22 protein-coding genes and 1 pseudogene are annotated in these 25,431 nt (G+C 71.6%); 14 read left to right on the top strand and 9 right to left on the bottom strand.

The genetic code is table 11. The features are described from left to right. Positions 1–307: 307 nt before the first annotated feature. Positions 308–2,605: a LuxR C-terminal-related transcriptional regulator gene (locus tag LZG04_RS35985; RefSeq protein WP_233825645.1), complete on the bottom strand. Its 2,298-nt coding sequence runs from the start codon at positions 2,603–2,605 to the stop codon at positions 308–310. Between the two features lie 399 nt (positions 2,606–3,004). On the opposite strand from LZG04_RS35985, the gene LZG04_RS35980 reads away from it, so the two are divergent. After that, positions 3,005–3,916, top strand: coding sequence for a hypothetical protein (locus tag LZG04_RS35980; protein ID WP_233825643.1), 912 nt, complete (start codon positions 3,005–3,007; stop codon positions 3,914–3,916). 159 nt (positions 3,917–4,075) lie between these two features. On the opposite strand, the gene LZG04_RS35975 is transcribed toward LZG04_RS35980, so the two are convergent. The 3 genes from LZG04_RS35975 to LZG04_RS35965 form a co-directional block, all read right to left on the bottom strand. Then, positions 4,076–5,038 (bottom strand): winged helix DNA-binding domain-containing protein, encoded by a 963-nt coding sequence (locus LZG04_RS35975; protein WP_233825641.1) that lies wholly within the window; start codon positions 5,036–5,038, stop codon positions 4,076–4,078. After that, positions 5,035–6,060 (bottom strand): LacI family DNA-binding transcriptional regulator, encoded by a 1,026-nt coding sequence (locus tag LZG04_RS35970; protein WP_233825639.1) that lies wholly within the window; start codon positions 6,058–6,060, stop codon positions 5,035–5,037. The genes LZG04_RS35975 and LZG04_RS35970 overlap by 4 nt, the downstream gene beginning before the upstream one ends. A gap of 73 nt (positions 6,061–6,133) precedes the next feature. Then, complete coding sequence (locus LZG04_RS35965; RefSeq protein WP_233825637.1) at positions 6,134–6,985, bottom strand: carbohydrate kinase family protein; 852 nt, start codon at positions 6,983–6,985, stop codon at positions 6,134–6,136. A 212-nt stretch (positions 6,986–7,197) separates the two neighbouring features. Here LZG04_RS35965 and LZG04_RS35960 point away from each other — a divergent pair, with 212 nt between their 5' ends. Beyond that, a complete protein-coding gene (locus LZG04_RS35960) occupies positions 7,198–8,532 on the top strand; it encodes a hypothetical protein (RefSeq protein WP_233825635.1) in 1,335 nt (444 codons plus the stop codon). A 127-nt stretch (positions 8,533–8,659) separates the two neighbouring features. Here the strand turns inward: LZG04_RS35960 and LZG04_RS35955 are convergent, their stop codons facing one another. Beyond that, positions 8,660–10,048 (bottom strand): KamA family radical SAM protein, encoded by a 1,389-nt coding sequence (locus LZG04_RS35955; protein WP_233825633.1) that lies wholly within the window; start codon positions 10,046–10,048, stop codon positions 8,660–8,662. Between the two features lie 107 nt (positions 10,049–10,155). Between LZG04_RS35955 and LZG04_RS35950 the strand changes: the two genes are divergently transcribed. The 3 genes from LZG04_RS35950 to LZG04_RS35940 all read left to right on the top strand — a co-directional run bounded on the left by LZG04_RS35950 (position 10,156) and on the right by LZG04_RS35940 (position 13,207). Then, entirely contained in the window at positions 10,156–10,653 is a 498-nt protein-coding gene (locus tag LZG04_RS35950) for an FxsA family protein (RefSeq protein WP_233825631.1), read from the top strand. Between the two features lie 65 nt (positions 10,654–10,718). After that, positions 10,719–11,663: a TIGR03885 family FMN-dependent LLM class oxidoreductase gene (locus LZG04_RS35945; protein WP_233825629.1), complete on the top strand. Its 945-nt coding sequence runs from the start codon at positions 10,719–10,721 to the stop codon at positions 11,661–11,663. Then, positions 11,660–13,207, top strand: coding sequence for an alpha-amylase family protein (locus LZG04_RS35940; RefSeq protein ID WP_233825627.1), 1,548 nt, complete (start codon positions 11,660–11,662; stop codon positions 13,205–13,207). Before LZG04_RS35945 ends, LZG04_RS35940 begins: the two co-directional genes overlap by 4 nt. 101 nt (positions 13,208–13,308) lie before the next feature. On the opposite strand, the pseudogene LZG04_RS35935 reads toward LZG04_RS35940, so the two are convergent. Beyond that, a pseudogene (locus LZG04_RS35935) lies at positions 13,309–13,869 on the bottom strand (response regulator); the annotation flags it as partial. Continuing rightward, the gene (locus tag LZG04_RS35930; protein WP_233825625.1) at positions 13,866–15,476 is read right to left on the bottom strand and encodes a sensor histidine kinase; all 1,611 of its coding nucleotides are present in this window, start codon (positions 15,474–15,476) and stop codon (positions 13,866–13,868) included. The gene LZG04_RS35930 and the pseudogene LZG04_RS35935, both read right to left, overlap by 4 nt. Positions 15,477–15,595: 119 nt before the next feature. On the opposite strand from LZG04_RS35930, the gene LZG04_RS35925 reads away from it, so the two are divergent. The 8 genes from LZG04_RS35925 (at position 15,596) to LZG04_RS35890 (ending at position 24,256) form a co-directional block, all read left to right on the top strand. Then, positions 15,596–16,573, top strand: a complete 978-nt coding sequence (locus LZG04_RS35925) for a tripartite tricarboxylate transporter substrate binding protein (RefSeq protein WP_233825623.1) — start codon at positions 15,596–15,598, stop codon at positions 16,571–16,573. Then, complete coding sequence (locus tag LZG04_RS35920; protein WP_233825621.1) at positions 16,570–17,100, top strand: tripartite tricarboxylate transporter TctB family protein; 531 nt, start codon at positions 16,570–16,572, stop codon at positions 17,098–17,100. Before LZG04_RS35925 ends, LZG04_RS35920 begins: the two co-directional genes overlap by 4 nt. Continuing rightward, positions 17,093–18,574: a tripartite tricarboxylate transporter permease gene (locus tag LZG04_RS35915; RefSeq protein WP_233825619.1), complete on the top strand. Its 1,482-nt coding sequence runs from the start codon at positions 17,093–17,095 to the stop codon at positions 18,572–18,574. The genes LZG04_RS35920 and LZG04_RS35915 overlap by 8 nt, the downstream gene beginning before the upstream one ends. Before the next feature lie 146 nt (positions 18,575–18,720). After that, on the top strand, positions 18,721–19,737 hold the full coding sequence (locus LZG04_RS35910; protein ID WP_233825617.1) for an L-erythro-3,5-diaminohexanoate dehydrogenase: 1,017 nt from the start codon (positions 18,721–18,723) through the stop codon (positions 19,735–19,737). Positions 19,738–19,793: 56 nt separating this feature from the next. After that, entirely contained in the window at positions 19,794–21,290 is a 1,497-nt protein-coding gene (locus LZG04_RS35905; RefSeq protein WP_233825894.1) for an amidohydrolase, read from the top strand. Between the two features lie 241 nt (positions 21,291–21,531). Then, positions 21,532–23,100 (top strand): lysine 5,6-aminomutase subunit alpha, encoded by a 1,569-nt coding sequence (locus tag LZG04_RS35900; RefSeq protein ID WP_233825615.1) that lies wholly within the window; start codon positions 21,532–21,534, stop codon positions 23,098–23,100. Then, a complete protein-coding gene (locus LZG04_RS35895) occupies positions 23,097–23,837 on the top strand; it encodes an OAM dimerization domain-containing protein (protein WP_233825613.1) in 741 nt (246 codons plus the stop codon). Before LZG04_RS35900 ends, LZG04_RS35895 begins: the two co-directional genes overlap by 4 nt. Further along, entirely contained in the window at positions 23,834–24,256 is a 423-nt protein-coding gene (locus tag LZG04_RS35890; protein ID WP_233825610.1) for a hotdog domain-containing protein, read from the top strand. Before LZG04_RS35895 ends, LZG04_RS35890 begins: the two co-directional genes overlap by 4 nt. Here LZG04_RS35890 and LZG04_RS35885 read toward each other — a convergent pair. Next, entirely contained in the window at positions 24,253–24,684 is a 432-nt protein-coding gene (locus LZG04_RS35885; protein ID WP_233825608.1) for a hypothetical protein, read from the bottom strand. The two genes, LZG04_RS35890 and LZG04_RS35885, sit on opposite strands and share 4 nt — an antisense overlap. A 95-nt stretch (positions 24,685–24,779) precedes the next feature. On the opposite strand from LZG04_RS35885, the gene LZG04_RS35880 reads away from it, so the two are divergent. Beyond that, on the top strand, positions 24,780–25,160 hold the full coding sequence (locus tag LZG04_RS35880) for a GntR family transcriptional regulator (RefSeq protein ID WP_233825606.1): 381 nt from the start codon (positions 24,780–24,782) through the stop codon (positions 25,158–25,160). Here LZG04_RS35880 and LZG04_RS35875 read toward each other — a convergent pair. Next, entirely contained in the window at positions 25,154–25,339 is a 186-nt protein-coding gene (locus tag LZG04_RS35875) for a PspC domain-containing protein (RefSeq protein WP_233825604.1), read from the bottom strand. The genes LZG04_RS35880 and LZG04_RS35875 overlap by 7 nt on opposite strands. Between the last annotated feature and the right edge of the window lie 92 nt (positions 25,340–25,431).

The following is a 25,431-nucleotide window of genomic DNA, read 5'->3' as shown; positions in this document are numbered from 1 at the left end:
GTACGGGTGCTCCAGGCAGGCCAAAGCCGGGCAGGCATGGCGGATAAAGCGCCCGCCAAGCCTGTCCGGCTTCGACCAGCCTAAAGCACCCGAACCCATGTCAAATCGGGCCTTTGCGGTGGGGTGGCGGGTCCGATGTGGGTGTCACTCGGGAGGGGGAATCGTGCAACCTTTGACAACCTGAATCGCATTTCTCACGTTAGCCGGATGAAACGGCCGGCCCGGCGGCGAGGAGGCGTGGGCAGGGCAGTGGGAGAGGTGGCGGGTAGGGCAATCGGGAGGGAAATCGGAATCGGGACGGGGTGGGTCAGTCGGCCATGCTGGCGAGCAGGGTGATCAGTTGGTGGCGGTTGGTGATGTCAAGCTTGCGGTAGATGCGGGTCAGGTGGGTGTGGACGGTGGCGGGGGAGATGACCAGCCTCGTGGCGACCTCGGGGTTGGACAGGCCGTCGCCCACCAGCTTGGCCACGTTCCACTCGGCCGGGGTCAGGCCGCCCGGGCGGCGGTCCGGCTCGGGGGTCGGGACCTCGTCCAGGACGACGGCCAGCGCCTGCTCGACGGACTCCGCCGGGCTGGCGTAGGCGCGTGCGTACTCGTCGTCGCCCAGCACCGCCTTCGCCCGGGCCACCGCCTGGGCGGTGACCCAGGCGAACGGGACCAGGCCGTCGACCCGGACGCCGGTCACCCGGTGCAGGCCGTGGGCCAGGCCGAGCATGCGGGCGGCGGCGGAGCCGTCGCCGGCGCGGGAGTGGGCCCAGCCCAGGGCTTCGATGGACCAGAGTGGGCCCCACTTGTCGCGGATCTCCCGTTGGACCCGCAGGCCCTCCATGAGGACGTCCAGTGCGCCCACCGGGTCGCCCCAGCGGGTTTGCACGACGCCGCGGCACCAGTGGGCCCAGCTGATGCCCCACTGGGCACCGAGGCGTTCGCACTCGGCGTAGAACTCCTCGGCGGCGGGTTCGGCTTGGTCGCGGGAGCCCAGCAGGACCAGGGACACGGTGAGCAGGATGTGGGCGAGGTGGTGGTCGACGGCGAATGCCGGGCCCAGCGCGCCGAACTCCTCGTGGGCTTGGCGGAGCAGTTCCACGCCTTCGATCGCGCCCAGTGCCAGCACGGCGTACGCGCCCCGCACGAAGGTCACGGCGGGCACCGGGCCGCCGACCTCGCGGGCCATGGCGTCGGCCTCGTCCACCCGCCGGGCGACCAGCTCCCGTTCCACGCCCAGGCACAGCGCGATCCAGGCGTCGAGGGCGATGGCGCTGGCCCGCAACGGGTCCGCGGTCGGCGGGGTGGCGGCCAGGGCGCGACCCAGCCACAGGCGTTCCTCCGGTAATCGGCCGGCGTAGGTGTACCAGCGGGTGCGGGCCAGGTCGACGCTCATCTGCAGGCCCGCGTGGGCGGTGGCGGGGTCGCGGATCAGGTCGTTGAGCACGACCCGGTGGTTGGCCATGTCCGCGTCGACGGCGGCGAGCAGCGCGGCCTCGTTGTGGCCGGCGAAGGACTCGGCGAGGCGGGCGGCCTCGCGGCGGAAGTGGTCCTGGTGCCGTTGGCGCACGTGCTGCTCGCCGGCGGCGCGCAGGCGGGCCGCGCCGTGCTGGCGCAACGGCTCCAGCAGGTGGTAGCGGCTGCGGTCGGCGGAAGGCAGGGCGATCGACTTGTCCAGCAGACCGGCCAGGGCGTCCGCGACCTCGTCGGAGGGCAGGCCGTCGCCCGCGCACACGTCCTCGGCGGCGGTGAGGTCGAAGCCGCCCTCGAACACCGACAGGCGTGCCCACAGCACGCGTTCGGCCGGGGTGCAGTGGGCGTGGCTCCAGTCGATGAGCGCGGCCATCGTCTGGTGGTGCTCGACCGCGGTGGTGTCGTTGGCGGTCAGCACGCGCATCACGTCGTCGAGCCGGTCGGCCAGCAGCGCCACCGGCATGGACCGCATCCGCACCACGGCCTGCTCGATCGCCAGCGGGATGCCCGACACACGCCGCAGCACGCGCACCACGTGCGGCCAGTTCTCCGGCGTCACCCGCCAACCCGGCACGCTCGCCTCGGCCCGGTCCACCAGCAGCGCCACGGACTCGTAGTCGAGGTCCATCGGCGCGTCCTCGGCGGGGACGTCCAGCGGCGGCACCATGACCAGCACCTCGCCGGGCACCCGCAGCCGCGCCCGGCTGGTGGCCAGCACCCGCACACCGGGCGCGGCGCCGAGCACCGCGCGCACCAACTGCGCGACCGGCTCGACCAGGTGCTCGCAGTTGTCCAGCACCAGCAGCACCTGCCGGGGCCGCAGGTAGTCGACCAACGTCTCCAACGGCGTCGTGGTGGCCTGGTCGGGCACGCCCACGGCGCTCAACACCACCTGCGCCAACAACTCCGGGTCGCCGCCGCGCGCGGACGCCAGCTCGACCACCCGCACGCCGTCGTCGTACGCGCGGTGCACCTGGGCCGCGAGCTCCAACGCCAGCCGGGTCTTGCCGCCGCCGCCCACGCCGGTCAGCGTGATCAGCGGCGCGACGCCGATCCGCCGGCGCAGCTCGGCCAGCAGATCCTTGCGGCCGACGAACGAACTCAGCGCCCGCGGCACCACACCGCCTCCCGCTGCCCGCTCGGTCATCCGGACACCGTACGACATCCGCCCGTGCGCGGACCGTGAGATCCACGAAGCGACGCACGGCCGGAGCAGCGTGCAAATCCTTGCAAAGATCGCCTCGCGTCGCCCCTCGTCACGCCGTTTACACCTGCGCAGCCCCGGGTCTAGCCTGCAAACAATTGCACGGTCTTGCGCAATGGAGCGTGACTGATGCGACGACGACTGACCGCCTTACTCGTGGCCTTGGGCCTGGCCGGGTCGACCTGGGCCACGCCAGGCAACTCCGCCGAGAACCCGACGACCGCGTCCGCCGGCCCTCACTCTTCCGGGTGACTGAGTGACACGGGCCCCGGAACCGCGGCGATGTCCAGGGCGAAGGGCTTGAGCAGTGAGGGCGGTGTCGACGCGCGGGAGAGGTCGACGATGCGGACGACGAGGGTGGAACGCCGCCAACGGGTCCAGGCGTTCGTGACCTCAGGCGTCACGGCGGGCCTGGGCATTGCGATCAACCTCGCCACCGACTGGAAGACCAGCCTGCTCGCTTGGTCGGCCGTCCTGGCCTTGACCGTCGGCTCCGGATTCGTGGCGCTCATCGCCACCGAGCCCGCCCGCGGTCCAGGGGACGATGCCCGGAGTGCGAGCGTGTCCGCGCACGGGACGGGCAACGTCGCCGTGCACACCCTGCGCCAAGTCGTGCACCACAACCCCCCGGCGGTCGGCCTGGTCCTGGTAGTCGCCGCGGTCGTGGTCATGGCCGGGGTCGGCGGTCTGCTCGCGCATCGCCTGGTCGGTCCGGCGACGGGTGGGGCGGTGCCGGAAGGCTCCCCGCCGTCACCGCCCCCGTCCAGCCCCCTGCCGTTCACGCACGCCGTCCGGAAGCTCACGCCGACCTGCGGGTGGCCGTGGATCACGCCGAAGGCACCGGAGCAGATCAGCCTGCCGGTCCCGGAGGAGATCAAGTCGTCCGGTGGCTGGTCCGACTGGGACGAGGTGAACGAAGGCGGCGCGGCGGCCAGTCCCGGACAAGTGGTGATCACCGTCCAAGGACGCACGGACGCGGAGGTCGTGCTGATGAACCTGGAGGTGAGGGTGGTCGCCCGACGTGAGCCGATCCGCGGCACGGCGTTGTCCCGGCAGTGCGGTGGCGAGGGTGCGGTGCGCTGGCTGTCGGTGGACCTCGACCGCGACCCGGTCGTAGCGACGGCGGACCGGCTCGACGAGGTGTACCCGTTCACCCCCGACTGGGAGCGCAAGCCGATCAAGTTCCCCTACACCGTGTCGCTCACGGACGCCGAGACCTTCGTCATCAAGGCGAGCACGGAGGGCTGCGACTGAGACTGGGTGGTCGGCTTGCACTGGGCCTCGCAGGGCCAGACCGGGGTCCTGCCCATCACCGACAACGGCCGCCCGTTCCGGACCAGCAGTGACCGCAACGCGCGCGCCTGCTCGGTACTAGAGACCCAGCTGACCTGCTCCTGACCGATCGCGTCGCGCTCAACGCCAGGCCAGGACCGACTCCACCTCGACGTCGAGCTCGGACACCGGGATGTGGCCGAACTGCTCCACGACCACCCGGCCGTCCCGGCGACGCCACGTGCCGCGCACGTGGCCGTCCACCACGACGTGCGGACCGGCGGTCCGGACCAGCGGCGCGTGCGGCGGGTCCAGCAGCAGGGAGCGGTCGGCGTAGCCGAGCAGGAACGTGTCGAACGGGCCGAGGAGGCGGACCGTGCCGTCCAGGTCGGCGGCGTCGGTGGTGGGCAGCTGCCAGCCGTGCTTGCCCTCCACCAGGTCGTCGAACGGGAACGCGGCGCGCACCTGAGCCTCCGGCAGGCCGCTCCACGCGGTGAAGTCCTCGACCGTCGCCGGGCCGTAGGCGCGCAGGTAGCGCCGGACCAGCTCGGGCACGCCGCGCGGCTCGTCGTCGGTGCGGGGGAGCAGGCGGTAGGTCGACTCGCCCGCGACGACCACGCCCAGGTTGGCGGCGTGGGCCAGCAGGTAGGCGGGCGCGGGGGTGGCCGGGTCGAGGGCCACGCCGACGTCGGCGAGCCGGGCGACGACCTGCGGCCTGGTCAGCGGTTCGGTCAGCACTTCGCGCAGCGCGTCCACGGCGCGGTCGCACACCTCGTCGGTGAGCCCGAGCTCCAGCCGCCGGCGCCGGGACCGGGCGGCGTTCACCGGGCCGAGCAGCCCCACGAGCCAGCCGACGTCCTCCCGGCGCAGCAGGTGCACGGCGCCGCGCATCGCGCAGGTCCGCACCACGTCGCCGGCGTCCAGCGCGGCGCGCAGGTCGGCGGGGGAGAGGCCGGTGGTGCGGGCGCGCACGGCGAGACCGGCGGCGGTGACGTCCTGCGCCTGCACGGCCAGCACGTCGTGCAGCAGTTCGGCCAGCGTGAGCGCGGGGGTGGTCAGGCGTTGCGCCCGCATCCGCAACGCCCGGGCCCGACCGGCGGTCACCTCGGCCCCGCGCCCGTCGAGCCGCGCACGACCAGCTCGGGCAGGAACACGAACTCGGCGTGCGGCGCGGGCGTGCCGCCGATCTCCTCCAGCAGCGCGTTGACCGCGGCCTGGCCCATCGCCTCGACGGGCTGGCGCAGCGTGGTCAGCGGCGGGTCGGCGAACACGATCAGCGGCGAGTCGTCGAACCCGACCACGGACACGTCCTGGGGCACGCTCAACCCGCGCTGCCGGGCCGCCCGGATCGCGCCGAACGCCATCAGGTCGCTGCCGCACACGATGGCCGTGCACCCCTTGTCCAGCAGTGCCGCCGCCGCGGACTGCCCGCCCTCCACGGTGAACAGCGAGTGCTGCACCAGCGCTTCGGCCTGCTCGGCGGTGTAGGGCAGGGCGGTGCGCATGTGCTGCACGAACCCCTCGATCTTGCGCAGCACCGGCACGAACCGGCGCGGCCCGACGGCCAGGCCGATGCGTTCGTGCCCCAGCTCCACCAAGTGCGACACGGCCAGCCGCATGGCCGCGCGGTCGTCGGTCGACATGAACGGCGCGGACACCTTCTCGGTGTAGCCGTTGATCATGACGAACGGGATGCCGCGCCCGGCGAGCTTGGTGTAGCGGCCCATGTCGGCGGTGGAGTCGGCGTGCAGGCCGGAGACGAACACGATCCCGGCCACGCCCCGGTCCACCAGCATCTCGGTCAGCTGGTCCTCGGTGGACCCGCCCGGTGTCTGCGTGCACAGCAACGGGGTGTATCCCGCGCTGGTCAGCACCTGCTCCACGACCTGCGCGAGCGCGGGGAAGATCGGGTTGCCCAGCTCGGGGGTGATCAGCCCGATGAGCCCGGCGCTGCGCTGCCGCAGGCGGGGTGGTCGTTCGTAGCCGAGCAGGTCCATCGCGGCCACCACCGCCTGGCGGGTGGCGGTGGACACCCCGGACTTGCCGTTGAAGACCCGGCTGACCGTGGCCTCGCTGACCCCGGCCTGCGCGGCGATGTCGCTCAACCGGGCGGTCACGCCGTCCATGTCGGTCCCCTCCCTCGCGGCACGCGCACAGGAAGGAAAGACCTTGCAAACACTTTCAGCAAGACCTTGACGGTCACAGTTGCGGCGCCAAGCCCGCTGAACCGAGGCAGAGGGCCGCCTGCCGGGCACCGGCGGTCATCGCGGAGTCCACGTCCGCGCCCGCGAGGTGCGCCACCAGGTAGCCGGAGAAGAAGGCGTCACCCGCGCCGTTGGTGTCCACGATCTCCTCGACCGGCTCGGCGGGCACGCGGTGGACGGCACCGTCGACCACGGCCAGCGCGCCGTCGGCCCCGAGGGTGGCCACGGCGTGCTTGTCCAGGGAGTGGAGGAACGTGGTCAACGCGGTCCGGTCACCGGTCTCGAAGGCGTCGTCGTTGAGGAACACGTGGTCGGCCGCTTCGAGGAAGTCGCGGTGGAACTCGGCGACGCCGTCGTAGTCGTGCAGGTCGCACCACACGGGCACGCCGGCGGCACGGGCGGCCGCCAGCAGGGGGCGGGCGTGGTCGGCGAGGTCGATCACCGCGGCGTCGGCCGACGCCAGCGCGGCCAGCGCGCGCTCGTCGTGCTCGGCCCGGTGCAGCCGGGGGAGTTCGAGGTAGATCGACACGCGTCCGCCGTTCGGGTCCATCAGGTTGAGGTGCTGCTCGGTGGCGGTGTCGACCACCTCGGCGATCACCTCGACCCCGGCCCGGTGCAGCACGTCGAGCACGGCCCGTCCGGCGTCGTCGTCGCCGACGACGGTCCGCAGCGTGACGTCCGCCCCGAGCGAGGCGAGGTTCAACGCCTTGCCCGCCGACGTGCCGCCGACGACCTCCCGGTGGCCGGTCGCGAACGCGGTGTGCGGCCGGGGTTGCGGCAACCGGTCCACCATGACCAGCCGGTTCCACGACACGGGCCCCGCGACGAACACCTTCGGCTTGCGCATGGCCGCCATTGTGGGCGGAGATCAACAAGCCCGCCAACGACGGGCGCGGTGCCCCGCAAGTCCTGTCATGACTGGCTCTATAGCTTCAGTGTTGACTAAAACGCCTTCTCCGGCGAGCCGAGTGTGATGAGGTGGTGATCATGCGGTTTCGGTCCGTGACAACCGCACAGACCGTTACCGCATACACCTTTTCCGCGTTCGAAAGGCTCTTCATGCAGCAGCGCAAGAAGCCCGGCAGGTTGTCGGTCGTCCCCGCGGCCACGGTGCTCGCCACCATGGGGGCGGTCATCCTGCCCGCTTCGCCGGCGCACGCCGTCGACGTCACCGTGCCCTGCGACCCCGTCGCGTTGGTGGAGGCGGTGGCCGCGGCCACCGCCTCGCCGGGCGAAGACACCTTGACGCTGACGCCGAACTGCGTCTACACGCTCACCAGACCGGCCGTCGACGCGGGGGAGGAGGGGTTGCCGACCATCAGGGGCAAGCTCACCGTCCACGGCAACGGCGCCACCATCCGCCGTGCCCCGGACGCGCCCCGGTTCCGGCTCATCAACAACTGGGGCGACCTGACCCTCGACCGGATCACCCTCGCCGGCGGGCACGCGCCGGACGGCGTCGGCACCTACCCGTCGGGGGAGGGCAGGCCCGGTGGCGGCGGTGGCGGCATCAAGAACTTCGGCCCGCTGACGATCACCGACAGCGTGCTCACCGGCAACAGCGCGGGCGCGGGCGCTCCCGGCGCCGACGCCACGGCCACGACGGCGGCGGGCAGCGGTGGGCTCGGCGGGTTCGGCGGCGCGATCTCCTCCTACCTGCCCACCGTCGGGGCGATCACCATCACCGACAGCGTGATCAGCGGAAACAGCACCGGTGCCGGTGGCCGGGGCGGCAACGGCACGGGTGCGTCGCAGGGCGGCCGCGGCGGTTCGGGCGGGTACGGCGGCGGGGTCGAGAGCATCGCCGGCGCGGTGGTGCGGATCGTCGGGAGCACGATCTCCGGCAACGTCACCGCCGACGGCACGGCGGGCGGCTCGGGCGGGGGAGAGGGCGGCCGAGGCGGGGACGGTGGTGGCGGCGGCCTGGGCGCGGGGGTGTTCCTGTCCGCGGACGAGGGCCGTCCGCTGCGCCCGGTCATCGTGTCGTCCCTGGTCAAGGGCAACCGGGCGGGCAGGGGCGGCGACGCCGGCGTCCCGGGGCCCGGCGGTTTCACGGGCTGGGCGGGCAGTGGCGGCAACGGTGGGGGGATCGGTGTCTTCTACGACACCCTGACCCTCGACGGCAGCAAGGTCGCCGAGAACTCCGCGGGTCGCCCGGGGGCGGGGTACTTCCCCCTCGAACCCAACGGTGGCGGCATCTACACCCTGGACGCGCAGGTGGTGTCGAACAACGGCTCCTACGTGCTGGGGAACCGGCCCGACAACTGCTACCCGGTCGAGCTGGTGTCGGGCTGCACGAACCCGCGGACCGCCCCTCGCGGCCGGGGCCTCGTCGCCGGTGATCGCCAGGTCGAGGACCTGGCGACGGCGCTGCGCTCCGCAGCTGCTTCGTAGTTCGAACTTCTCGATATCTTCAGTGTTGACCAAAATCAACCAACCTCGACGGGTCAGCTGAACACCAGAGCCAAAAAACAGCGAGGAGCCCCCGGCAGTGCATGGCAGCCGGGGGCTCCTCGCTGGTTCAGGCTTGTTCGGACCACCAGCGGCGGCCGGTGTCGCCGAGGGTGGAGATCGGGTCGTAGTAGGGGTAGCGGCGGTCGAGGGCTTCGGGGTCGTCCAGCTCGATGCCGGTGCGGTAGTTCTTGGTCCAGTAGGAGATGCCGAGCTCGCGGTCGTACTCGTGGAGCTGGTGGACCCAGCGCTTGCCGACGTAGGGGACGTCGCAGACGATGCGCGGGGTGGCGTAGCCGGGGAGGTAGCCCATGATCGCGTGCTGGAGCTCCTGCGCCTCCCAGACGGCGACGCGCCAGTGCTCGGCGTTGGGGATCATGTCGCACATGTAGAAGTAGTACGGGAGGATGTTGGCTTCGCCTTGGAGGGCGAAGCACAGGTCGAGCAGGTCGTCCGGGGTGGCGTTGACGCCCTTCATGAGCACGCCTTGGTTGCGGACGTCGCGGACGCCGACTTCGAGGGCGGTGCGGGCGGCTTCGGCGACGAGCGGTGTCACGGACTGCACGTGGTTGACGTGGGTGTGGATGGCGAGGTTGACGCCGCGGCGGCCGGCGGTGCGGGCGACGCGTTCGAGTCCTTCGACGACCTTGGGTTGCAGCCAGTGCTGGGGCAGTCCGGCGAGGGCTTTGGTGGCGAGGCGGACGTCGCGGACGGTGTCGATGTCGAGCAGTCGCATGAGGAACGACTCGAGTTGGGGCCAGGGGACGTTGGCGACGTCGCCGCCGGAGACGACGACGTCGCGGACGCCGGGTGTGCGCTTGAGGTAGTCGATCATCTGGTCTTGGCGGTCGACGGGTTTGAGCGCGAGCTTGTGCTTCTGGACCTGGGGGGTGGAGTTGCCGACGAGGTCCATGCGGGTGCAGTGGCCGCAGTACTGGGGGCAGGTGGGGACGAGTTCGGCGAGGACTTTGGTGGGGTAGCGGTGGGTGAGGCCTTCGACGACCCACATCTCGGCTTCGTGGAGGGAGTCGCGGCTGGAGTGGGGGTGGCTGGGCCAGTCCGGGTCGCGGTCTGATCGGACGGGGATCATGTAGCGGCGGACGGGGTCGGCGTAGAGGGCTTCGGTGAACGCCTCGGGGTCGAGTGGGGCGTTCGGTGCCATGGTGTTGAGCATCTGGGGTGGCACGAGCATGGACATGGTGGCCGACTGCTGGTGGTCGGCGGCGAGGTCGTCGTAGAACCGGTCGGTGAGCAGGTCGCCCATGAGGGTGCGCAGCTGTTTGGGGTTCTTGACGCAGTTGGCGCGTTGCCATTGGGCGTCGCGCCACTGGGTGTGGGTGACGTGGCGCCAGCCGGGGAAGCGTCGCCAGTCGGGTTCGACGAGTTCTCGGCGCACGTAGGTGTAGGGCTGGAGGTCAGCCCTGTGCTGCGTGGGGGTGACCTCGTGCAGCGCAGTCATCCATGCTCCCTGTCGGTCGAGTGGCGTGAAGATATGCTGCCAGATGGCCGGTTGGGCGTAAATATTTCGGCGGGGAGCGTTTGGGGTTGGTCGTTCGTTGGGGTGGTATGCGTGTGTTCGCGGTACTGCTCGTCGGTCTGGCCGTGGAGGTCACCGCTCTGGTGGCGGCGTTCGGGGCGTGGGGTCTGTTGCCGACCCTGGGTCTGCTGGTGCTGGGCGGGGTGGTGGGGTCGGTGTTGATCCGCCGTGAGGGCGCTCGGACGGTGGCGGCGTTCTCGGAGGCGATGCGGACGCGGCGTGCGCCGCACCAGGAGGTCGCGGACGGGGTGTTGATCGCGGCGGCGGGGTTCTTGATCGTGGTGCCGGGGTTCCTCAGTGACGTGGTGGGGTTGTTGCTGTTGTTCCCGCCGACGCGGCGGTTGGTGAGCAGGCGGATGGCGCGGCGTGCGGAGGAGCGGGAGCGGGCGTTGGTGTTGAACCTGCGGTACGGGCAGCACCCGATGGCGGGTCGGGTGGTGGTCGACGGTGTGGTGGACGGTGCTGTGGTCGATGGTGATGTGGTGGACGTGCGGCCGGAGTCGGTGCAGCGGCGCGAGTTGCCGTGATCGGCTGGTGGGGCGTGTCGCGGGGGGATCACCTGGGTACGTGAAGCGGCATGACCGTCATCGGTGTGCACGCTTCGCATGAGCAGGTTCATCCGTCCGCGTTGTTGGCGGCGGTGCGGCGGGCGGAGGAGGTGGGCTTCGACGCCGCGATGAGTTCGGACCACTTCTCGCCGTGGAGTGCTCGGCAGGGGCAGAGCGCGTTCGCGTGGTCGTGGTTGGGTGCGGCGTTGGAGGCGACGGGTCTGCCGTTCGGGGTGGTGAACGCGCCTGGTCAGCGGTATCACCCGGCGATCGTCGCGCAGGCGATCGGGACGTTGGGTGCGATGTACCCGGGTCGGTTCTGGGCGGCGTTGGGCAGTGGTGAGGCGAGCAACGAGCACATCACGGGTGGGGGTTGGCCGCGCAAGGAGGTGCGCAACGCGCGGTTGCGCGAGTGCGTGGACGTGATCCGGGCGTTGTTGGCGGGTGAGGAGGTCAGTCACGACGGTCTGGTGACGGTGGACCGGGCGCGGTTGTGGACGAGGCCGGAGGTGCCTCCGCTGTTGGTCGGGGCGGCGGTGAGCGAGGCGACGGCGCGGTGGTGTGCGGAGTGGGCGGACGGGTTGATCACGGTGAACGCTCCGCGGGGGCGGTTGGAGCGGATCGTGGGTGCGTATCGGGATGCGGGTGGTCGGGGGAAGTTGCACTTGCAGGTGCATTTGAGTTGGGCGGAGTCGGAGGACGAGGCGCGGTCGATCGCGCACGAGCAGTGGCGCAGCAATGTGTTCCCGCCGCCGGTCTGCTGGGACTTGGACACGGCGGAGCACTTCGACGTGGTGTCGGAGGACGTGTCGGTGGAGCGGGTGTCCGAGGTGGTGAACGTGTCGTCGGACCCGGGTGTGCACGCGAAGGTGATCCGGGAGTACGTGGAGTTGGGGTTCGAGGAGGTGTACCTGCACCACGTGGGGCAGGAGCAGGAGCGGTTCCTGGATGTGTTCGGTGAGCGCGTGCTGCCGGAGGTGCGGTCGTGAAGTTGACCAGGACGGCGGACCTGTGGTGGAAGAACGCGGTGGTGTACTGCTTGGACGTGGAGACGTTCCACGATTCGGATGGTGATGGGTTCGGTGATTTCCGGGGGTTGATCGACAAGATCGACCACTTGCACAAGATGGGTGTGACGTGTTTGTGGTTGATGCCGTTCTTCCCGACGCCGGATCGGGATGACGGTTATGACATCACGGATTTCTACAGCGTCGATCCGCGGTTGGGGACGTTGGGTGATTTCGTGGAGTTCGTGCGGACGGCGCGGGACCGGGGTATGCGGGTGATCGCGGACCTGGTGGTGAACCACACGTCGGATCAGCACCCGTGGTTCCAGGCGGCGCGGGATCGGGAGAGTCCGTTCCACGACTGGTACGTGTGGCGGGACGAGCCGCCGGCGGATGCGGCGGAGGGGGTGGTGTTCCCGGACAAGGAGAAGTCGCTGTGGACTTATGACCGGAAGGCGAAGCGGTACTACCTGCACCGGTTCTACCGGCACCAGCCTGATCTGAACGTGGCGAACCCGGCGGTGCGGGACGAGATCGCGCGGGTGATGGGGTTCTGGATGGAGTTGGGGTTGTCGGGGTTCCGGGTGGACGCGGTGCCGTTCCTGTTGGAGGCGCCGATCGACGCGTTGCCGGATCCGCACGACTACCTGGCGGATCTGCGGGCGTTCTTGTCGCGGCGCAACGGTGAGGCGATCCTGTTGGGTGAGGTGAACCTGCCGTACACCGATGCGATGGCGTTCTTCGGGAAGTCGGACGGTGTGGGTGACGAGCTGCACATGTGTTTCGACTTCATCGGGATGCAGCAGATGTACTTGTCGTTGGCGCGGCAGGACGCGAGTCCGTTGACGCATGCGTTGAAGGAGCGTCCGGTTCCTCCGCGTGATTGTCATTGGGCGACGTTCGTGCGCAATCACGACGAGTTGACGTTGGACAAGTTGACCGTGCCGGAGCGGCAGGAGGTGTTCGCGGCGTTCGGTCCGGACGAGGACATGCAGCTGTACGGGCGGGGGTTGCGGCGGCGGTTGCCGTCGATGCTGGGTGGGGACCTGGGGCGGATCAAGATGGTGTACAGCCTGTTGTTCTCGTTGCCGGGTACGCCGGTGTTGTTCTACGGCGAGGAGGTCGGGATGACCGAGGACTTGTCGTTGGAGGGTCGGTTGGCGGTGCGGACGCCGATGTGGTGGGACGCGGTGGACGAGCAGCGTCGTGAGCCGGGTTCGTTGTTGGCGTGGGTGCGGTTGTTGGTGGAGCGGTATCGGGAGTGTCCGGAGTTGGCGTGGGGGGCGTTCTCGGCGATCGACACGGAGGTGCCGTCGGTGTTGGCGCACCGGTGTGAGATCGACGGTGGGGTGGTGATCGCGGTGCACAACTTCGCGGGTGAGGACGTGTCGGTGGAGGTGCCGAAGGTGGAGGGTGTGCTGACGGATCTGTTGGTGGACGGCACGGTGGAGCCGCGCAAGGACGGGACGGCGGTGGTGGAGTTGGGTCCGTACGGGTGTCGGTGGTTGCGTAAGGTGAGCCGGTAGCCGTGGGCGGGTCGGTTGGCCATGCCGTAGCGGGGTTGGACTTCGGCTTTGCCGGTGGTGACGAGGTGTTCGAGGTAGCGGCGTGCGCTGACGCGGGAGAGTCCGGCGCGGGTGGCGACTTCTTGGGCGGAGAGGTCGTCGCTGGTGGTGCGGAGGGTGTCGAGGACGAGTTTGAGGGTGACGGGGCTGAGGCCTTTGGGCAGGGCGGTGCGGGGTCGGTGTTGGAGTAGTTGGTCGACTTCGTCCTGGTCGAGCCAGGGGCCGAGGCGTTGGACCTCGGTGCGGCGGGCGAGGTATTCGCGCATGCGGTCGAGGAAGGCGGTGCGGGTGAAGGGTTTGACGAGGTAGTGGTCGACGCCGCGGGACATGGCTTGGCGGACGGTGTCGCGTTCGCGGGCGGCGGTGACGGCGATGACGTCGACGGGTGGGCCGGGGCGGGCGCGGAGTCGGGCGAGGACGTCGAGTCCGGGGATGTCGGGGAGGTGGAGGTCGAGCAGGACGAGGTCGGGGTGCAGTGAGTCGACGGCGCGGAGGGCTTCGCCGCCGCCGTGTGCTTCGCCGACGACGGTGAAGTCGGGGAGTGCGTCGAGGAAGCCGCGGTGGACGGCGGCGACGGCGAAGTCGTCGTCGACGACGAGGGTGCGGACGGGGTGGGTGGTCATCGGGTGGCCTCCGGGAGCCAGACGTCGAAGGAGGCGCCGCCGAGGTCGGAGTCGGTGAGGTGGACCCGGCCGCCGCGGCGGGTGACGACGCGGGAGACGAGGGCGAGTCCGATGCCGCGTCCGTGTGCGCCTCGGGGTGCTTTGGTGCTGACGCCGAGGGTGAAGACGCGGGTGTGGTCGGCGTGGTGGATGCCGGGTCCGTCGTCGTCGACGACGACGCGGACGCCGGTGGGGTCGGAGCGGACGAGGACGCGGACGGTGCCGCCGGGGTCGACGGCGTCGACGGCGTTGTCGACGAGGTTGCCCAGGACGGTGAGGGCGTCGTCGCCGGTGCGGGTGTCGAGGGTGGTGGCGGGGTGCAGGCGGAGGGTGACGCCGCGTTCGTGGGCGGTGGAGGACTTGGCGAGCAGGAGTGCGGCGAGGTTGGGGTCGGTCATGGCGCCGCCGATGATGTCGGAGGTGACGGAGCCGGTGCCGCCGACGCGTTCGATGTAGGCGACGGCGTCGTGGCGTCGGTCGAGTTCGACGAGGCCGCTGATGACGTGCAGGTGGTTGGTGAATTCGTGGGCTTGGGCGCGGAGGGCTTCGGTGACGGTGCGTTGGCCGTCGAGTTCGCGCAGGGCGTCGTGGAGTTCGGTGCGGTCGCGGAGGGTGAGGACGACGCCGACGGGTCGGCCGTGGGTTTTGGCGGTCGTGCGGTTGGCGACCAGGACGCGTTCGCCGGCCAGGACGAGGCGGTCGGCGATGTCGTCGTGGGTGCGGGCGAGGTCGAGCAGGCCGCCGTGTTCGAGGATGGTGGCGGCGGGTTGTCCGGTGGGGTCGTCGGTGAGGCCGAGGAGGCGGAGGGCTTCGTCGTTGACGAGGACGAAGTTTTCGTGGTCGTCGACGGCGACGACGCCTTCGCGGATGCCGTGGAGCATGGCGTGGCGGGTTTCGAGGAGGTGGGCGATCTCGTCGGGTTCGAGGCGGAAGGTGCGTTTGCGGACCATGCGGGTGACGAGGGTGGCGCCGAGGACGCCGACGAGGGCGGCGGCGGCGAGCCAGCCGATGAGTTCGGGGAGGTCTTCGGCGAGGTCGGCGGCGAGTTGGCTTTCGAGGATGCCGACGGAGGCCATGCCGATGATGTGGCCGGTGGTGGAGCGGATGGGGACTTTGGCGCGCAGGCTGGTGCCGAGGGTGCCGGTTTCGGTGCCGACGAAGACGTTGCCGGACAGGGCGGTGCTGGGGTCGGTGGAGACGGGTTCGCCGATGCGGTCGGGGTCGGGGTGGGCGTAGCGGACGCCGGTGCGGTCGGTGACGACGACGTAGGTGACGCCGGAGGCTTTGCGGAGCAGTTCGGCCAGGGGCTGGATGGTGGTGGCGGGGTCGGGGGTGTCGAAGGCGTCGACGACGGTGGGGAGGCGGGCGACGCTTTCGGCGACGGAGAGCATGCGGTCTTTGTAGGCCTCGCGGATGCGGTCGCTTTGGAGTTTGGCGGCGAGGAGGCCGGCCGTGCAGGTGGTGGTGAGCACGATGGCGACCTGCAGGACGAGCAGGGTGACACCGAGGGGGACCGAACGGCGGCGCATGGCTGAGCATTCTGGTCCACGGGGTGTGAGCGGGGCCACGACCTAAACGACCAATACGGCCCTTACGACCGTTGCCCCCGGGTGTGGTGGGTGGGCTCTTAGCGTTCCGGCCCACCGCGGTGACGGCGCCGCGGGGTGGTGGACCGTGGAGGATCGTGATGGCAGGACAGCACAGCCGACTTCTCGTGGCCGTGGCGGCCGCGGGCCTGGTGCTCGTGGGGTGCGGGGGCGGTGGGGGCGCGGCGGGCGGTGACGTGGGCCGGTTGGAGATCATGGCCCCGGCGGATCCGGGTGGTGGGTGGGATCAGACGGCGCGGGCGATGCAGGCGGCGATCGACGGTGCCGGGTTGGCCGATTCGGTGCAGGTGAGCAACGTGGGTGGCGCGGGCGGGACGGTGGGGTTGCAGAAGTTGGCCACCGAGCGGTCGGAGAGCTACCTGATGGTGACCGGGTTGGTGATGGTGGGCGCGGTGGAGACCAACGGGGTGGACAAGCGGTTGGAGGACACCACGCCGATCGCGCGGTTGACCGCCGAGGACGAGGTGGTGGTGGTGCCGGCCGATTCGCCGTACCGGACGATCGAGGAGTTGTTGGCGGCGGTGGACGCCAAGGGTCAGGGTGTGACGATCACGGGTGGTTCGGCGGGTGGCACGGACCACGTCCTGGCGGGGATGCTGCTGCAGGCGATGAAGATCGATCCGGCGAAGCTGAACTACGTGCCCTACTCCGGTGGGGGTGAGTCGTTGGCGGCGTTGCTGGGCGGGAAGGTCGACGCGGGGATCTCGGGGGTGGGGGAGTACCTGGAGCAGATCAAGGCGGGCAAGTTGCGGGCGTTGGGCACGTCGGGCCCCAAGGAGCACCCGGAGGTGAAGGCTCCGACGTTCAAGGAGTTGGGCACGGGGGTGGAGCTGATCAACTGGCGTGGGGTGGTGGCGCCGGGGTCGATCTCGGTGGCGGCGAAGGACCGGTTGGTGAAGCTGGTCACGGACATGCACGCGAGCCCGCAGTGGCAGGAGGAGCTGCGCAAGAAGGGCTGGACGGACACGTTCTTGACCGGGCACGACTTCTCGACGTTCCTGACCGTGGAGATCGGCCGGATCAAGCCGGTGCTGCAGGAGATCGGCCTGGTCAAGTGACGTCCCCGGAGGGGTCCGGGCCGCGGGTGGTGTCGCGGTCGGCGCGGGCGGAGGAGTACGTCTTCGGTGCGCTGGTGGTCGGGTTGGGCGTGTTCACGCTGGTGGACGCGACCTCGATCGCGGCGCGGGGGTCGATGGGGGCGGTCGGTCCGCGGGCGTTCCCCTATGCGGTGGGGGTGCTGCTGGTCGTGACGGGGGTGGCGGCGGTGGTGGCGACCGCGCGTGGCCGGTTGGGGTCGGCCGAGGACGCGGAGGACGTGGACCCCGCCGTGCGCACCGACTGGGTGACGGTGGCGAAGCTGGTCGCGGTGCTGGTGGCGCACTTGGTGCTGATCGACGTGGCCGGGTGGCCGGTGGCGGCGGTGGCGTTGTTCTTCGGCGCGGCGTGGTCGTTGGGCGCGGTGTGGTGGAAGGCGCTGGGTGTCGCGGTGGTGTTGGCGCTGGTGGTGCAGGTGCTGTTCGCCTCGGGGCTGGGCCTGTCGCTGCCGGCGGGCGTGCTGGAGGGGGTGCCGTTGCTCGATGGGTAGCCTCGGTGCGTTGTTGGAGGGTTTCGCGACCGCCGCGCAGCCCGAGTACCTGCTCTACGCCCTGTTGGGCGTCACCCTGGGCACCGCGGTCGGGGTGCTGCCGGGCATCGGCCCGGCGATGACGGTGGCGTTGCTGCTGCCGTTGACGTACTCGCTGGAACCCACCGCCGCGTTGATCATCTTCGCGGGGATCTACTACGGCGGCATGTACGGCGGGTCGACCACGTCGATCCTGCTCAACACGCCCGGCGAGTCGTCGTCGGTGGTGACGGCGCTGGAGGGCAACCGGATGGCGCGTGCCGGGCGCGGCGCGGCGGCGCTGGCGACGGCGGCGATCGGGTCGTTCGTGGCGGGCACGATCGCGACGGTCCTGTTGACCGCGTTGGCCCCGTCGATCGCGGAGCTGGCGGTGACGCTGGGCCCGGCGGACTACGTGGCGTTGATGGTGGTGGCGTTCACGACGGTGGCGGCGTTGCTGGGGGCGTCGCCGGCGCGGGGGTTGGCGTCGTTGGCGCTGGGGTTGTTCCTCGGGCTGGTGGGCACCGACACGTTGACCGGGCAGCAGCGGTTCACGCTGGGTGTGCCGACGTTGTCCGACGGGATCGACGTGGTCGTGGTGGCGGTGGGGGTGTTCGCGGTCGGGGAGGCGTTGTACGTGGCGGCGCGGCTGCGGCACGGGCCGGTGGAGGTGGTGCCGGTCGGCGGGAGGTGGATGACCGGGGAGTTCTGGCGGCGGTCGTGGAAGCCGTGGCTGCGCGGCACCGCGATCGGGTTCCCGATCGGGACGATCCCGGCCGGTGGGGCGGACGTGTCGACGTTCCTGTCGTACGCGGTGGAGAAGAAGTTGGCGAAGCGGCCGGAGGAGTTCGGGCGCGGGGCGATCGAGGGGGTGGCCGGTCCGGAGGCGGCCAACAACGCGGCCGCGGCCGGGGTGCTGGTGCCGTTGCTGACGTTGGGGTTGCCGACGACGGCGACGGCGGCGGTGATCGTGGCCGGGTTCCAGAGCTACGGCATCCAGCCGGGTCCGCTGTTGTTCACCGACGACTCGGCGCTGGTGTGGGCGTTGATCGCGTCGCTGTACATCGGCAACGTGATGCTGCTGGTGCTGAACCTGCCGTTGGTGCGGATCTGGGTGAAGGTGCTGCAGATCCCGCGGCCCTACCTGTACGCGGGGATCCTGCTGTTCGCCGCGTTGGGCACCTACGCGGTGAACTTCGTGGTGGACGACCTGGTGGTGTTGTTGGTGATCGGTGTGGCGGGGTTGTTCATGCGTCGTCGTGGCTATCCGGTGGCGCCGCTGGTGGTGGGGTTGATCCTCGGGCCGATGGCGGAGGAGCAGGTCCGCCGGACGCTGCAGATCGGGCAGGGTGATCCGGTGGCGTTGGTGACGAGTCCGTTCGCGGCGGTCGCCTACGGGCTGCTGGCCGTGGCGCTGGTGGTCACGGTGGTGCTGCGGGTGCGCCGCGACGCCTGACCGGGCTCGCCGGAGGTGCCCGACCCGGATGTCCCTCCGGGTCGGGCACCTTCACGTCTACGACCCTCCCCAGGGAGTCCCTTGCGGAATCCTGGCCGTTCACGTGAAGATATCCGCGTCCCTGCCCTGTCGACCGAAGGATTTCCATGACGTCGCCGTACGGTGCGCACCGCGTCCTCGACCCCGCCGGGGTGCTGCCGCAGCAGGCCCACCGGCTCGACGCCACCCCCGTGTGCGGACCCGACGAGGTCCTCGTCGACGTCACCCGCCTCAACCTCGACGCCGCCTCCTACCGCCAGCTGCGCGAACAGCACGGCGTCGACGGCGTCCGCCAGGCCGTGCTGGACATCGTCGCCGCCCGCGGCAAGATGCAGAACCCCGTCACCGGATCGGGCGGCATGCTGCTCGGCGTCGTCCGCGAGGTCGGCCCCCGCTCACCCCTCGGCCTGCGCGTCGGCGACCGCGTCGCCACCCTGGTCTCGCTCACCCTCACCCCCCTGCGCCTCACCGACGGCCTCGCCCGCTGGGACGGCACCGACGAACAGGTCCCCTGCGAGGGCACCGCGGTGCTGTTCGGCCGCTCCATCGCCGCCGTCCTGCCCGACGACCTGCCCGCCGAACTCGCCCTGTCCGTGCTCGACGTGTGCGGCGCGCCCGCCCTGACCGACCGGGTCGTGCGCCGCCGCCACGCGCCGTCGGTGCTGGTCCTGGGCGGCGGCGGCAAATCCGGGTCGCTGTCGCTGGCCGCCGCCCGCCGCGCCGGCGCGTCCCGCCTGGTCGCCCTCGTGCCCACCGACCGCGAAGCCGCCGCCGTCCGCGCCGCCGGACTCGCCGACACCGTCGTCGTCGCCGACGCCCGCGACCCCCTCGCCGTCGCCGCCGCCGTCACCCCCCGGGTGGACGTGACCGTGGTGTGCGTGGACGTGCCCGGCTGCGAACACGGCGCGATCCTGGCCACCGCCGACGGCGGCACCATCGTGTTCTTCTCCATGGCCACCTCCTTCGCCGCCGCCGCCCTGGGCGCCGAAGGGCTCGCCGCCGACGTGGAGATGCTCGTCGGCAACGGCTACGTGCCCGGTCACGCCGCGTTCGCCCTCGACCTGCTGCGCGCCGAACCTGCCGTGCGGGCGCTGTTCGAGCACCGGCAGACTCAGCAGGCGTGACTACTCTGCTCGTGGGGGGACGCATCCACTCCCCGACCTCTCCCGACGCCACCGCGATGGCCGTCACCGACGGCGTCGTGGTGTGGCTCGGCCAGGACACCGCCGGCCGCGCCCTGCACCCCGACGCCGACGTCGTCGACCTGCACGGCGCGTTCGTCGCACCCGCGTTCGTGGACGCCCACGTGCACGCCACCTCCGCCGGGCTGCTGCTCACCGGTCTCGACCTCACCGGCTGCCGCTCCCTGGCCGAGCTGCTCGACGCCGTGCGCGCCGCCGACGGCCCCCTGGTCTGGGGCCACGGCTGGGACGAGACCCGCTGGCCCGAACAACGCCCCCCGACCCGCGCCGAACTCGACGAGGCCGGCCGCGGCGCGCGCGTGTACCTGTCGCGCATCGACGTGCACTCCGCCGCGGTGTCCACCGCGCTGCTGGACCTGGCCCCCGACGCCCGCGACGCCGACGGCCACCACCCCGAGGGGCCGCTGTCGCGCGCGGCGCACCACCACGTGCGGCGTGCCGCCAAGGACGCCATCCCCGCCGACCGGCGCCGCGCCGCCCAACAGGCGTTCCTGCGCCACGCCGCGTCCCGCGGCATCGCCTCGGTGCACGAGTGCGCCGGACCCGACATCTCCGGCCGTGACGACCTGGCCGACCTGCTGGCCACCGACCTGCTCGACGTCGTCGGCTACTGGGGCGGCCTCGAGCCGACAGACCTGCCCGTGCGCGGCCTGGCCGGCGACCTGTTCGTCGACGGCGCGCTCGGCTCGCGCACCGCCGCGCTGTGCGAGCCCTACCGCGACGCCGACACCCGCGGCGCGCTCTACCTCGACGCTGACGCCATCGCCGACCACCTCGTCCGCTGCACCCGCGCCGGCCTCCAAGGCGGGTTCCACGTCATCGGCGACGCCGCCGTCGCCGCCGTCGTCGAGGGCTTCGCCCGCGCCGCCGAGACCGTCGGCGCGCCCGCCCTGGCCGCCCGCCGCCACCGCCTCGAACACCTCGAGATGATCACCCCCGAGCAGGCCGCGCGGCTGGCCTCCTGGGGCGTGGTCGCCTCCGTGCAACCCCTGTTCGACCACGCCTGGGGCGGCCCCGACGGCATGTACGCCCAACGCCTGGGCGTCGACCGCGGCACCGCGCTCAACCCGTTCTCCCACCTCGCCGCCGCCGGCCTGATCCTCGCCCTGGGCTCCGACGCCCCCGTGACCCCCGTCGACCCGTGGGCCGCGGTCAAAGCCGCCGTCCACCACCGCACCGACGGTCACGGCATCTCCCCGCGCGCCGCGTTCACCGCCCACACCCGCGGCGGCTGGCGCGCCGCCGGCGTCGACGACGGCCTCACCGGCACCCTGCAACCCGGCGCGCCCGCCACCTACGCCGTGTGGGACGCGGGCGACCTGGAGGTCACCGCCCCCGACAGCCGCGTCCAACGCTGGTCCACCGACCCCCGCTCCCGCGTCCCCGCCCTCCCGGCCCTCGACGGCCCCACCCCGACCTGTCTGCGCACCGTCCTGCGCGGCCGCACCCTGTTCGACCGGGGTGAGCTGGGATGACGGGTTCCCCGACGGCTCCGCGGAGGCGGTCGCGACGACCCGGGCCACCCGACCAGGCCGGGCCGTGACAGCCGTGACACCGGCCGCGGTCATGGCGCCGGCCCGGCGCGGGGGTCCGGCAGGCACCTGACCGGCAGGCACGTGACCGTCGGACCCGACCCGGTGCCGACCCGGTGCCGTCCCCAGCGTCACGACCCCGGCCCCACCCGTATCCGACCCCGACGCACCAGGAGTGAACCCGATGGCGTTGCTCGACCTCGACCCGCAGGTGGTCGCCAAGGCGCGCGAACTCGCCGCCAAGGCCGCCGAACCGGTGGTGGCCCTGGCCAAGGCCCACACCACGGTCTCGGTCGAGCGCGCCACGCTCCGGCTGGCCGGCATCACCGGCGCCGACACCACCCACCGCGCCGGCGACGTGCCCTGGGTCAACCGGGTCGTCGACACCGTCCGCGAGCACTGCGGCCTCGAGCACGGCGTCGCCCTGCCCGTCTTCCACGCCCTGCGCGAACACGACCTGCCCACCCTCACCGACCTCGCCGAGGCCACCGCCGCCGGCCAGGTCCGCTACACCCTGCCCACCGGACGCGACCGCGACCGCGCCCGCAAAGCCGCCACCGCCGCGATCACCCGCGGCCTGCGCACCGTCGACCGCAACCGCGCCCACCGCGACAAGCTCGTCACCAAGCTCGGCGACCCGCCCCGACGCCCCTGGCTCTACCTCATCGTCGCCACCGGCGACATCGACGAGGACGTCGTGCAGGCCCGCAACGCCGCCCGCGCCGGCGCCGACGTCATCGCCGTCATCCGCTCCACCGGCCAGTCCCTGCTCGACTACGTCCCCGAAGGCGCCACCCACCACGGCTTCGCCGGCACCTACGCCACCCAGGAGAACTTCCGCATCATGCGCGCCGCCCTGGACGAGGTGTCCAAGGAGGTCGGCCGCTACATCCGGCTCACCAACTACGCCTCCGGCCTGTGCATGCCCGAGATCGCCGTCCTGGCCGGCCTGCAACGCCTCGACATGATGCTCAACGACTCCATGTACGGCATCCTGTTCCGCGACATCAACCCCGTCCGCACCTTCGTCGACCAGCGCTTCTCCCGCCAGGTCCACGCCCGCGCCGGCATCGTCATCAACACCGGCGAGGACAACTACCTCACCACCGCCGACGCCGTCGACGCCGCCCACACCGTCACCGTCTCCCAACTGCTCAACGCGCACTTCGCCCACGAAGCCGGCCTGCCCGACCACCTCCTGGGCCTGGGCCACGCTTTCGAGATCAACCCCGAGATCCCCGAGTCGTTCCGCCTCGAACTCGCCCACGCCCTGCTGGCCCGCGAACTGTTCCCCGACGCCCCGCTGAAGTGGATGCCCCCCACCAAGCACATGACCGGCGACGTGTTCCACGGCTACCTGCTCGACGGGTTCTTCACCCTCGCCGGCCTGCTCACCGGCCAGTCCATCCTGCTCGTCGGCATGATGACCGAAGCCGTCGTCACCCCGTTCCTGTCCGACCGCGACCTCGCCCTGCGCAACGTCCGCTACGTCCTCAACGCCGCCGGCGGCCTGCGCGAGGACTTCAGACCCGCACCCGACGGCCTCATCGTCCGACGCGCGCACCAGGTCCTCGGCGAAGCCGTCGACCTGCTCGGCCGCATCGTCGACGACGGCCTGCTCGACGCCATCGCCGACGGCACCTTCGGCCTGATGAAACGCCCCGCCACCGGCGGCCGCGGCGCCGACGGCGTCATCGCCAAAGCCGACGACTACCTCAACCCGGCCGCGGACCTGCTGGAGGCACAGCCGTGAAGCGCCACGTCCGCCCCTACGGCGACACCACCGGCGACGGCATGGTGCAGACCTCGTTCACCCTGCCCGTCCCCGCCGGCCCGAAAGCCGACGGCGCCGCCCTGCAACTCGCCACCAAGATGGGCATCGACCCCGCCATGGTCGTGCACTCCCGCCCCATCGGCGACGGCTTCACCTTCTTCGTCGTCTACGGCTCCGTCCGCCACATCGTCGACCTCGACGACGTGCGCGTCGTCGAACGCGACTACCCGCTGCTGCCGCCCGCCGAGGTCAACACCGCGCTGCGCCGGCTGCTGCGCCGCAAACTCGTCGTCGTCGGCGCCTGCATCGGCACCGACGCCCACACCGTCGGCATCGACGCCATCCTCAACATCAAGGGGTTCGCCGGCGAGAAGGGCCTCGAGTACTACCGCGAGCTCAAGGTCGTCAACCTCGGCGCCCAGGTGTCCGTGCCCGAACTCGTCCGCCGCGCCCGCGCCGAGAAAGCCGACGCCGTCCTGGTCTCCCAGGTCGTCACCCAACGCGACGCCCACCTGCTCAACACCCGCGAGATGTCCGCCGCGTTCCGCGAGGCCATGGGGGAGCGGCGACCGCTGCTCATCGCCGGCGGACCCCGCTTCGACCCGCTCATGGCCGCCGACCTCGGCGTGGACCGCGTGTTCGGCCGCAGCACCACCCCCGGCGACGTCGCCAGCTACCTCGTCCACGCCGTCCGCACCCGCAAGGAGAACCCGTGAGCCCCACCCACCGCGCCACCGAGGGCATCACCGAGGGCGTCACCGTCACCCACCGCCGCTACGTGCCCCACTCCCACGCCCACTACGGCGGCGACCTCGTCGACGGCGCCTACGGCCTGGGCCTGTTCGGCGACGTCGCCACCGAACTGCTCATCCGCACCGACGGCGACGAAGGGCTCTTCGCCGCCTACTCCTCCGTCGAGTTCCTCGCACCCATCCAGGCCGGCGACGTCATCGAAGCCACCGCCACCCTCGTCCGCGTCGGCACCCGCTCCCGCGAGATCGACTTCGAAGCCCGCGTCGTCTGCCGCTCCGCACCCCACCGCGGCCCCTCCGCCGCCGACGTCCTCGACCCGCCCGTCATCGTCACCCGCGCCCGCGGCACCGTCGTCGCACCCCACCGCCCCGACCAGGGCTAACCGGAGTCCTGCGGCTGCCGGCACACATCCACCAGGTTCACCCGGAACTGCTGCCGCAACTCCTCGGCCAACTCCGCCGCGTCCACCCCCACCGCCTCCACCACCTGCACCGACGCCGGCGTCAGGTCCACCCGGGCCGCGTCGGCCAGGTCGTCACGGCCCGCCTCCCGCAACGCCGCCGTCAACCGCTCGTGGTTCTGCGCCTGCGTCCGCTCGTCCCGCACCTCCCGCACCCTGCGGTCACCGCGCAACTCGCCCGCCACCCGCCGCATCTCCCCGTCGGAGTCGAACAACAACCGCACCGCCGCGCAATGCGGCACCGGCGTGCCCGCGACCCGCCGGTCCGGCCCGAACAGCACCACCAGCCCGGCCACGCCCGTGACCAACGCCAACACCACGGTCGACAACAACGGACGGCGACGCACCACGCCCACCACCCTGCCACGGACCGTGGCCGTCCTGCGACCCGACGTCACCACCGTGGCGCGCCGCACCCACCCGCGCCCTCTGCCACCATCGACGCGTGATCAGCATCGACCCCGCCTCGCCCGTGCCGCCCTACGAACAGGTCCGATCCCAGTTCGCCCGCGCCATCACCGACCGCGACCTCGCCGCCGGCACCCGCCTGCCCACCGTGCGCGCCCTGGCCGCCGACCTCGGCCTCGCCGTCAACACCGTCGCCCGCGCCTACCGCGAACTCGAGGAAGCCGGCCTCATCGAAACCCGCGGCCGCGCCGGCACCGTCGTCAGCGCCGCCGGCCAACGCGGCCGCGAACGCGTCCTGCGCGCCGCCCGCTCCTACGCCGCCACCGCCCGAGACCAGGGCCTGACCAGCGACGAAGCCCTCGACATCGTCCGCGCCGCCCTCACCGACACCGGCCCCCTCGCCACCCGCGGTCAGTAGGGACGCTTCGGCATCATCACCCACAACGCCAGGTAGACCAGGAACTGCGGCCCCGGCAGCAGGCACGACAGCACGAACACCAACCGCACGGTGCTCGCCTTCCACCCGTACCGGGCCGCGAGCCCCGCGCACACCCCCGCGATCACTTTCCGGTCCTGAGGCCTCGTCAACGTCGTCATGCCTCCACCCTCCCCGCGCTCGACACCACCCGCATCGGTGGGAACCCTGAATTGCTACCCCCACCACCCACCCCCCAACCCCAGGGCAACCC

Source organism: Saccharothrix sp. S26 (assembly GCF_021390395.1).
In the GTDB taxonomy this organism is placed as follows: Bacteria; Actinomycetota; Actinomycetes; order Mycobacteriales; family Pseudonocardiaceae; genus Actinosynnema.
The sequence above is the reverse complement of the archived record's forward strand: the minus strand, read 5'-3'. Positions and strand labels throughout refer to the sequence as shown.

Coding starts and splice junctions, on each gene's coding strand:
- LZG04_RS35900 (WP_233825615.1), top strand. CDS start 21,532: ATGGCGTTGCTCGACCTCGACCCGCAGGTGGTCGCCAAGGCGCGCGAA.
- LZG04_RS35985 (WP_233825645.1), bottom strand. CDS start 2,605: ATGACCGAGCGGGCAGCGGGAGGCGGTGTGGTGCCGCGGGCGCTGAGT.
- LZG04_RS35955 (WP_233825633.1), bottom strand. CDS start 10,048: ATGACTGCGCTGCACGAGGTCACCCCCACGCAGCACAGGGCTGACCTC.
- LZG04_RS35925 (WP_233825623.1), top strand. CDS start 15,596: ATGGCAGGACAGCACAGCCGACTTCTCGTGGCCGTGGCGGCCGCGGGC.
- LZG04_RS35905 (WP_233825894.1), top strand. CDS start 19,794: ATGGCCGTCACCGACGGCGTCGTGGTGTGGCTCGGCCAGGACACCGCC.
- LZG04_RS35910 (WP_233825617.1), top strand. CDS start 18,721: ATGACGTCGCCGTACGGTGCGCACCGCGTCCTCGACCCCGCCGGGGTG.
- LZG04_RS35915 (WP_233825619.1), top strand. CDS start 17,093: ATGGGTAGCCTCGGTGCGTTGTTGGAGGGTTTCGCGACCGCCGCGCAG.
- LZG04_RS35965 (WP_233825637.1), bottom strand. CDS start 6,985: ATGCGCAAGCCGAAGGTGTTCGTCGCGGGGCCCGTGTCGTGGAACCGG.
- LZG04_RS35970 (WP_233825639.1), bottom strand. CDS start 6,060: ATGGACGGCGTGACCGCCCGGTTGAGCGACATCGCCGCGCAGGCCGGG.
- LZG04_RS35960 (WP_233825635.1), top strand. CDS start 7,198: ATGCAGCAGCGCAAGAAGCCCGGCAGGTTGTCGGTCGTCCCCGCGGCC.
- LZG04_RS35980 (WP_233825643.1), top strand. CDS start 3,005: ATGCGGACGACGAGGGTGGAACGCCGCCAACGGGTCCAGGCGTTCGTG.
- LZG04_RS35950 (WP_233825631.1), top strand. CDS start 10,156: ATGCGTGTGTTCGCGGTACTGCTCGTCGGTCTGGCCGTGGAGGTCACC.
- LZG04_RS35875 (WP_233825604.1), bottom strand. CDS start 25,339: ATGACGACGTTGACGAGGCCTCAGGACCGGAAAGTGATCGCGGGGGTG.